Source organism: Sphingobacterium alimentarium (assembly GCF_004342685.1).
In the GTDB taxonomy this organism is placed as follows: Bacteria; Bacteroidota; Bacteroidia; order Sphingobacteriales; family Sphingobacteriaceae; genus Sphingobacterium; species Sphingobacterium alimentarium.
This window is the reverse complement of the sequence record NZ_SMBZ01000047.1, coordinates 21,356-30,127: the sequence shown is the minus strand read 5'-3', so window position 1 is coordinate 30,127 and position 8,772 is coordinate 21,356. Positions and strand designations below refer to the sequence as shown.

At 40.4% G+C, this 8,772-nt stretch carries 6 protein-coding genes and 3 pseudogenes; 2 read left to right on the top strand and 7 right to left on the bottom strand.

Features of this window, described 5'->3' with window-relative positions:
- The coding region (gene metG, locus EDC17_RS14105; protein WP_132778701.1) for a methionine--tRNA ligase at positions 1-1,474 on the bottom strand (1,474 nt) is incomplete at its 3' end.
- A gap of 143 nt (positions 1,475-1,617) precedes the next feature.
- Here metG and EDC17_RS14100 point away from each other — a divergent pair.
- Positions 1,618-2,514, top strand: coding sequence for a S66 peptidase family protein (locus EDC17_RS14100; RefSeq protein WP_132778700.1), 897 nt, complete (start codon positions 1,618-1,620; stop codon positions 2,512-2,514).
- 142 nt (positions 2,515-2,656) lie between these two features.
- Positions 2,657-3,025, top strand: coding sequence for a helix-turn-helix domain-containing protein (locus EDC17_RS14095; protein ID WP_132778699.1), 369 nt, complete (start codon positions 2,657-2,659; stop codon positions 3,023-3,025).
- Positions 3,026-3,049: 24 nt separating this feature from the next.
- Here the strand turns inward: EDC17_RS14095 and EDC17_RS14090 are convergent, their stop codons facing one another.
- The 6 genes and pseudogenes from EDC17_RS14090 to dnaK all read right to left on the bottom strand — a co-directional run.
- Complete coding sequence (locus EDC17_RS14090; protein ID WP_132778698.1) at positions 3,050-3,556, bottom strand: hypothetical protein; 507 nt, start codon at positions 3,554-3,556, stop codon at positions 3,050-3,052.
- Positions 3,557-3,783: 227 nt separating this feature from the next.
- A pseudogene (gene tnpC / locus EDC17_RS14085) lies at positions 3,784-4,725 on the bottom strand (IS66 family transposase); the annotation flags it as partial.
- Positions 4,726-4,814: 89 nt separating this feature from the next.
- On the bottom strand, positions 4,815-5,120 hold the full coding sequence (locus EDC17_RS17340) for a group II intron maturase-specific domain-containing protein (RefSeq protein WP_449441394.1): 306 nt from the start codon (positions 5,118-5,120) through the stop codon (positions 4,815-4,817).
- Positions 5,121-5,293: 173 nt separating this feature from the next.
- Positions 5,294-6,070 (bottom strand): group II intron reverse transcriptase/maturase, encoded by a 777-nt coding sequence (gene ltrA, locus EDC17_RS17335; protein ID WP_243646161.1) that lies wholly within the window; start codon positions 6,068-6,070, stop codon positions 5,294-5,296.
- A gap of 544 nt (positions 6,071-6,614) precedes the next feature.
- Positions 6,615-7,120: pseudogene (locus EDC17_RS14075) on the bottom strand (transposase); the annotation flags it as partial.
- Positions 7,114-8,750: pseudogene (gene dnaK / locus EDC17_RS14070) on the bottom strand (molecular chaperone DnaK); the annotation flags it as partial. The pseudogenes EDC17_RS14075 and dnaK, both read right to left, overlap by 7 nt.
- Between the last annotated feature and the right edge of the window lie 22 nt (positions 8,751-8,772).

Sequence of the window (8,772 nt, the reverse complement as noted above, 5' to 3'; positions counted from 1 at the left end):
CATTCAATACTGTTTTGACGCGTTCCTCATCCGTTTTAATTACTTTCCAAGGCTCTTCGTCTGCCAAGTATTTATTTCCTAGACGCGCGGCACTCATAAAATGCGTCAACGCTTCACGGAATCGGTAGTCAGCTATTGATTTTTCGATCAATGCAGGATATTTTGCCAATTCATAGAACACTGCATTGTCCGTATCATTGAATGCGGAGCCCATCAATACTTTACCGTCAAAATATTTATGTGAAAGCACCATCACGCGGTTGACAAAATTACCTAAGATTGCTACCAATTCATTGTTCACACGTGCTTGAAAATCTTTCCATGTGAATTCAGAATCCGAGGTCTCAGGAAGGATGGACGTCAACACATAACGCAATTCATCCTGCTTGCCCGGAAATTCTTCTAAATATTCGTGCAACCAAACAGCATGATTGCGGGATGTCGATAATTTGTCGCCTTCTAAGTTCAAAAATTCGTTGGCAGGAACATTTTCTGGCAAGATATAATCGCCATGTGCATGAAGAATAGCTGGGAAAATAATACAGTGGAAAACTATATTATCCTTACCGATGAAGTGAATCAATGTAGATTCATCTTCTGGGTTGGTCTGTTTTTTCCAATAGTCTTCCCAATTTTTTCCATTGTCGATCGCCCATTGCTTTGTCGCAGAAATATAGCCAATCGGCGCATCCAGCCACACATATAATTTCTTTCCGGCAGCTTCTTCCAACGGCACATCTACGCCCCAATCCAAATCGCGTGTCATCGATCGAGGTTGTAATCCCGACTTCAGCCAAGAAGAACATTGTCCAAAAACATTGGATTTCAACTCATTTTTCTTGCCTTCGATCAACCATTTCTCGAGCCACGGCTGATATTTGTCCAATGGCAAATACCAATGTTTGGTTTCTTTAAGAATAGGAGTTTTGCCGCTCAAAGTAGATTTAGGATTGATCAAATCTGTTGGGCTCAACGAAGTACCACATTTTTCACATTGATCGCCATATGCACCTTCACTTTGACATTGCGGACAAGTACCTGTAATATATCGGTCGGCTAAGAATTGATGAAAATCTTCGTCGTAATATTGCTCCGAAAACTTCTCAATAAACTCTCCTTTTTCATATAAATTCAAGAAAAATTCTTGAGATAATTCATGATGTATAGGCTCCGAAGTACGGTGATAAATATCGAATGAAATACCAAAGTTTTCGAAAGATTCTTTGATCTGTTTGTTGTATTTATCAATAACTTCTTTGGGTGTCACTCCTTCCTTTTTAGCACGTATCGTGATGGCAGCTCCGTGTTCATCCGAACCACATACATAGACTACATCTTTGTTCTGCAAACGTAAGAAGCGCACAAAAATATCCCCCGGAATATATGCTCCAGCCAAGTGACCTATATGCAAAGGTCCATTTGCATACGGCAAAGCCGAAGTAATGGTATAACGTTTTTTAGACAAATTGCTCAATATATTGTATTTTTAAGGTAAAACTTTTAAAAATTAGTACAAAGATAATTCAATTTGCGCTGAATAATAAGCCTTGCTTAAAATATTCTTAAAAGTCTAAAAGAAATATTTATATTGTAATTCATTACATTAACGAACTGAATATGAATACTCCTCCGTTTTTGAAGAAAGGCGATAAAATTGCTGTTATATGCCCCGCAAGCTATATTAGTGGTGATATTTCAAAAGGTTACCAAGTGCTGGAAAAGTGGGGTTTGGAGCCTGTAATCTATCCTTCGGTGACGGCAGCTCACCATCAATTTGCAGGTACAGATGAGATGCGTGCACAGGATTTCCAAGATGCGCTGGATAACCCGGAGATAAAAGCAATAATAGCGGGTCGCGGCGGCTATGGATGTGTCCGTATCATAGACAAAATCAACTTCAACAAATTCAAGAAAAACCCAAAATGGATCGTAGGATTCAGTGATGTTACGGCCATTCACAGCCACATACAACGTAAATTTGGGATTCCCACTATACACGGGCAGATGGTGAAATCCTTCCTAGATGCTAGCGAAGAATCCTTAAAAATGCTAAACCACGCCTTGTTTGGCAAAAGTGTCAATCTCTCCTATTCCCATAATGATTATACCAATAGATCCGGAAAGGGTAAGGGTGTGTTAATCGGTGGCAATTTGGCTATTCTGCAAAGTATATTGGCGTCGGCATCTGATGTCAATTACGACAATAAAATCCTATTCATCGAAGATGTTGGCGAATCGCATTACAATATTGACCGCATGCTATGGACACTGAAAAGAGCGAAAAAACTGAACAAATTGCAGGGGCTAATTGTCGGTGGTTTTACAGATCTTAAAGACTCCAACCCTCCTTTTGGGCAGCGATTTGAAGACATCATTATGGATAAAGTGTGTGAATTTGACTATCCGGTAGCGTTTGGATGTCCTGCGGGTCACATCGACGACAATCGCGCCATCATTTTCGGGAAAGAAATAACATTAAAAGTAGACAAAACTAAAGTATCCATAGACTATTAAAATCTATTATGAGTAGATCCACACTACACATCCGCATCCATGCGTTGCCTGTTTGCATTTTGAACAACAAATCAGTAAACCTCTACCAAAATCGACACCGATAAATCCACAAACCCTTGGAGAGCATATCAGGAAGAAAAGGATGGAGCTAAAGCTGTTTCAAAAGGATGTAGCAGCCATATTTAATGTTAGCGAAGACTGCATCACCTATTGGGAGAACAATAGAAGTGAACCTCAAATTCAATATTATCCACCTATCTTCGGGTTCTTAGGATATTGTCCGTTTAAACTTGATAAGTCTACGTTTGCTGGCAAGATTAAAGCTTATAGATATTTAAACGGGCTTACTCAAAAGCGATTTGCAAAGTTGATGAAGGTAGACCCTGCTACCGTTAGTCGTTGGGAAGATGGAAAAGGTGGAGGTGTCAAGAAGAACGAGATTGATGCTGTTTTATCGAGTTGTAGCATCGTCGTAAATCAAGATCTAACGAAAGGTTTAAATTCTGATTAGTCAGAAAATAACAAGACTTTGAGTTTATAATCCGTTGTCGTTCGTCACGAAGGCAAATGTTTCGGTGATAACTTCTATTGGGCCGAAAGGTATAGAAACTATGTTTGAGTTTATAAGGAGAATATCCTTATCCCCTTTTTTAATCTTCCAATAAAGTGATATCGGGTATAAATCATCTTGGAAGATAGATTTCCGTCTTGAAAATGACACTTCACTAAGGTGGGAAAGTGGCGTATTCGGTTTGCAAAGTAATGGTGTGTCCTCAATTACTTGACCCAATATCCTCAACAGATTACGAAAAGCTGAATTATCAGTATGTATCGTGGAATCGATTCCCACAGCATTCAGAAAATCAGACAACTCATCTTGTAACGAGGTGACGAAGGAAAGCTTTTTTTTAAGCGAGGGATGACGAGCTATATTATATTCACCGTGGATTTCGGCATCGATAAGAAAATCGTTCAACTCACGTAGGAAACCCTGCACGGTAGCGTTGTTCAGCTGACTGTGCAAAGTCCAGTTCGCGCACATGCGCAAGTTTCAATACCCATCTCTGTGCTGTTGTTCAATGTATTTTCTGATTTGCGCAAGTATGTAAATACACTCCGCTTCGGACTCGATCCCTTTGGTTACAAGTGTTGCAATCTTATCGAGAATACTTTCTTTCATTTATTTTAAATGGGATTTATTGACATGATAAAGATCCGATAAAACAATCAACAAATTCATATGTATCCGTCCTACGAAGTACGTGTTGATTATTGAATAATATTTTTATAGTTCTGGGGGTATAGCTCCTTAATGTTTTTATGGTTTATGGTCATTATGTTCTGGAGAGTATATTTCAGCCATTGAAATGGGTTGACATCATGTTTCTTACATATGGCAAAAAATGAATAAATCATAGCTGCTCGTTGTGCCACTTCATGGCTTCCCGCAAAGAGATAATTTTTTCTTCCCATCGGTACACATCTCAATGCATTTTCGCAAAGATTATTATCAATTTGTAGATTTCCATCGTATAAATAAGCTGACAAAGCATCCCACCTAGGATAGGTATATGCCATCGCTTTACCGATTGAACTTTTAGGTAGTGTGTTTTTTATTTCCTCGAATATCCATTTTCCCATCTTATTTATTAGTGGGAGAGCCTCTTGAAGTCGCAGTTTTTTAATTTGATCAGCCGTTAACTGTTCTTCTCTAGCTGTGCGTTCGATAGCATATAACTTTTGGATTATTAGTAACGCTTTTTCTGCTCTAGGCTTATCATTATCCAACGATCTTTCATAGTAGCGCCTAGCATGGGCCCAACATGCCAGGTGTTTTACTTCATTCTTTTTGGCAAACTTTTCGTACACCTGATATCCATCCGATTGAAGATATCCCTTAAAATTTCCTAACATCGGCATAGCGGCAATGCCCCCACGACTAGGATTGTAATCAAATAAGACGGTTTTATCCAATGGGTCATGATATACCCAATAGTAACCGGTATGTGTAGCACCCTTTTTCTCGCTATCTAATACTTTTATAACCGTCTCATCCACCTGAAGGTAACCCTTTGTTTTGGTGTCAAATACCAACTGCTCATATAGTGGTTCCAGTTTTTGCAGCGCTTGTTTGGTCCAACCTTCGATTGTTGAAGAAGGGATCTGTATGTTTTCCCTTGCAAAGCGTTGTTTTTGACGATAGAGCGGTAGTCGAGTAGATAAGGGGAATTTCACCCCAAATCTCTCACAAAACCGTACGTGAAGCTCTCACTTCATACGGCTTTTCTTATTCAGTCGGCTCAAATTGTTTTCAGCGGCCGTATACCAAATCGCCAGTGCGCAAACAGATTGGGATTGGCTTTTGCAAACCTGCCCAACCATTGCCTTGCTCTAGCTTTTCGACCACGAAAACCTTTGTATTTCTTTGTCACCCAGAGAACCAGACGCATATTAAAGCGCTCAAGTAAGCCGTATATACCTGTTTTATAAAACTTTCCATAATAGCTGATCCAACCTTGAATGATCGGATTATACCAATGGGCAAGTTCTTTTATACTTTTGTCTGTACGGCTGGTTTTCCACCATGAACGCATAACTTCTCCTATCTTTTTCTTTGCCGTATTACTTATCGCGGGCAGAAAGCTAAGAAAACATTGCTTATTGGCACCTTCTGCTTTCCGTGGTTGAAAGGTGTATCCAAGAAAATCGAACTTAATATCTTTGTATTTTCCTTTTCTGTTTGAATCTTTACAGTAAACAATCTTCGTTTTAGATTCGTTCAGTTCGAGTCCACAGGATATAAGTCGATTTTTTTTTTAATGGTGCTTTGTATGGCCATAGCCTGCTCCCTCGTACTGCAATGACAGATTGTATCATCTGCATAACGCTCAAAAGGTACTTCAGGATGTTGACGCGTGATCCATTCATCAAAAGCATAATGTAGAAAAAGATTCGCCAGTACAGGACCGATAACAGATCCTTGCGGCACTCCTTTGTTACGCTCAATTCGCTGCCCATCTGCACTTTCATATGGAACTTTTAACCATCTATCGATGTAAAGCTGTATCCATTTCTCAGATGTGTGCCGCACTAATGCTTTGTGCAATAGATTATGGTTGATATTATCGAAGAAACCCTTGATATCCATATCAATGACCCAATCATATTTCCAACATCGTTTACGTGCAGCAGCCAATGCATCATGTGCTGAGCGGTTTGGACGATAGCCATAAGAATCCTGATGAAAGATCTGCTCAAGTTTTGGCTCTATAAGTAGAACTACCACCATCTGGGCAACCCGATCTGATACCGTAGGTATACCTAAAGGTCTTGTTCCTCCCCCGTTCTTGGGAATTTCCACAAGTTTTACGGGGGATGGAATGTAACTCCCCGATGACATACGATTCCAGATACGGTATAGGTTCCCCTTGAGGTTCTTCTCAAAGTCCATCAATGATTGATTGTCGATACCTGCACTACCTCCATTGGAGCGGATGCGTTGCCACGCTTCCATTACTAGGTGTTTTGAAATAATAAATGACTTTGCCTCTTTCATAAATTCCTCCCAATGTTCTGGTTGATTAATTCAATTAGCTGAATAAGTTGACCGCTTCGCTCCACATTCATTACAAATGTTTCATCACTACTACCAGTCAATCCGTCCCTATATAGCGTATTGGTACTATCGGCCTTACAGGTTCCTCTGCTTGTGCCTTTCCCTTAACAACGAGACATAGGTTCCCACGTTCCATACCAAAGCCTCACTGGAGTTCACGCCGTCTTTGTGCCGGATGCCATTAGGGCAGTAAACAGGTGCATCCCTAACTGATCCCGGAGTAACCACCTCTCTCCAGTTTTGACATCAACTTTACCATTACGACATTTCTTCAACGGTTCCCTTGCGGTCGTCTCCACCAGTGTCACCTGACCCTTTAAAGAGCCTTTTCCTTCATCGCTCACTACAAAAGCTTTTGACAATCGCAGCATAAGGTGGTTTGGCACCAATTCCTGCAAATCGGTACCGAGGGGCCTTCCCTCATCTTTGGTACAGCATAGTTGCCGTATTTATATAATTACGCGGCACACTTTCGTGGCACACAATGATCCTGGTACTTATCTGTTAAGATCATCGCTAGTAAACCTGCTCCAGGGATACCTTTATCAATTACACGCTCAGGTAGTTCAGCGATAGATACACCATTACCATTTTTAGCAGCATATTTATAACGGATATAACGTTTAATATAGAATTTAGCAGGTTCACACTCTAATTCTTCAGTGATTTCTTTGCCGATACATACCATTTCCGATAGATCACCCGGGGGGTGGATCTCGATTTCTTCTACAGGAAGGTGATCGGGAAGTTTCGCACGCCCTTTATGGTTTGGACGTTTCGGGTGTATTCAATCTTTTCTTTGATTTGCTCCTGTTGTTGCTCAACTTCTACAGGTTCAGCCTCAAAAGGAAGCATAATCTGGTTTGGATCGCCTTCAAAACGTTCACGCTTCTGTCCGAACTGCATACGACGAAGCATTTCAACTTGTGATTTTAAATGGTCCCGTTCTTTAGTAAGAGAATCACGTTCCTTGATAAGGCTATTTCCAATGCCCCTTCAATTGCGCTTTTGTTTCCGGCAGAAATTTTATCGCCATATTCTTTGAGCTGCTTCTCGGTCTGGAAAATAAGAGAGTCAGCCTGATTTAGTTTATCAACTTTTTCTCTGGCCTGCTTATCAGATTCGGCATTTGCCTCTGCCTCTTGTTTCATCCTTATAATTTCTTCTTCGGTTAATCCGGATGAAGCTTCAATTCTGATTTTTTGTTCTTTACCGGAAGTTTTATCCTTAGCACTTACGCTTAATATTCCATTGGCATCAATATCGAATGTTACTTCAATTTGAGGAATTCCTCTGGGTGCAGGCGCTATTCCATCTAAATGGAAACGGCCAATTGTTTTGTTATCTTTTGCCATGGGCCGTTCCCCTTGCAAAACATGAACTTCTACTGACGGCTGATTATCAGCTGCTGTTGAAAATATTTCAGATTTTTTGGCCGGAATTGTAGTATTGGCTTCAATCAATTTGGTAAACACTCCTCCCATGGTTTCAATTCCAAGAGAAAGTGGGGTTACATCAAGCAACAACACATCGTTAACTTCACCAGTCAGTACACCTCCCTGAATTGCTGCACCAAGGGCTACCACTTCATCAGGATTCAGACCTTTTGATGGTTTTTTACCAAAGAATTTCTCAACCTCTTCCTGTATTTTTGGAATTCGGGTTGACCCACCGACTAAAATCACTTCATCTATATCAGAAGTTGAGAGCCCTGCATCTTTTAGGGCAGCTTTCACGGGTTTCATAGCCCTTTTTATTAACTCGTCAGCAAGTTGTTCAAATTTTGCTCGGGTTAATTTCTTAACAAGATGCTTTGGTACACCATCAACCAGCATAATGTACGGTAAATTAATATCTGTTTCCGAAGAACTGGAAAGCTCTATCTTCGCTTTTTCAGCTGCCTCTTTTAATCGTTGAAGCGCCATTGGATCTTTTTTCAAATCCACGCCTTCATCTTTCTGAAACTCTTCAGCCAGCCAATTGATAATCACATCATCAAAATTATCTCCTCCCAAATGCACATCCCCGTTGGTTGATTTTACCTCAAATACACCATCGCCAAGTTCAAGAATGGAAATATCAAATGTACCTCCACCAATGTCCTACACAGCAACTTTCACATCTTTGTTTTCTTATCAAGGCCATAGGCCAGTGCAGCAGCAGTAGGCTCATTGATAATTCTTTTTACCTCAAGCCCTGCTATTTGTCCGGCTTCCTTTATTGCCTGACGTTCAGCATCGTTAAAATAGGCCGGTACAGTAATTACTGCTTCTTTAACTTCCTGTCCCAGATAATCTTCGGCGGTTGATTTCATTTTTTGCAAAATAATAGCCGATATTTCCTGTGGGGTATATTTCTTCTTGCCAATTTTAATTCTTACGGTTTCATTATCACCTGAAACCACTTCGTAAGAAATGTTTTTTAATTCTTCCCCCACATCGCCATATTTTTTACCCATAAAACGCTTTATTGAGCTTATGGTATTTTGGGGGTTGGTTACAGCCTGACGTTTGGCAGGGTCGCCTACTTTTCTTTCTCCATTCTCCATGAAAGCCACAATAGATGGGGTGGTTCTTTTACCCTCACTGTTTTGAATTACAACAGGTTCATTACCCTCCATAACAGCTACACAGGAGTTGGTT

Excerpts from the sequence above, each read along its gene's own strand:
- EDC17_RS14095 (WP_132778699.1), top strand. The coding sequence starts at position 2,657 with ATGGAGCTAAAGCTGTTTCAAAAGGATGTAGCAGCCATATTTAATGTT.
- ltrA (WP_243646161.1), bottom strand. The coding sequence starts at position 6,070 with ATGAAAGAGGCAAAGTCATTTATTATTTCAAAACACCTAGTAATGGAA.
- EDC17_RS14090 (WP_132778698.1), bottom strand. The coding sequence starts at position 3,556 with ATGTGCGCGAACTGGACTTTGCACAGTCAGCTGAACAACGCTACCGTG.
- EDC17_RS14100 (WP_132778700.1), top strand. The coding sequence starts at position 1,618 with ATGAATACTCCTCCGTTTTTGAAGAAAGGCGATAAAATTGCTGTTATA.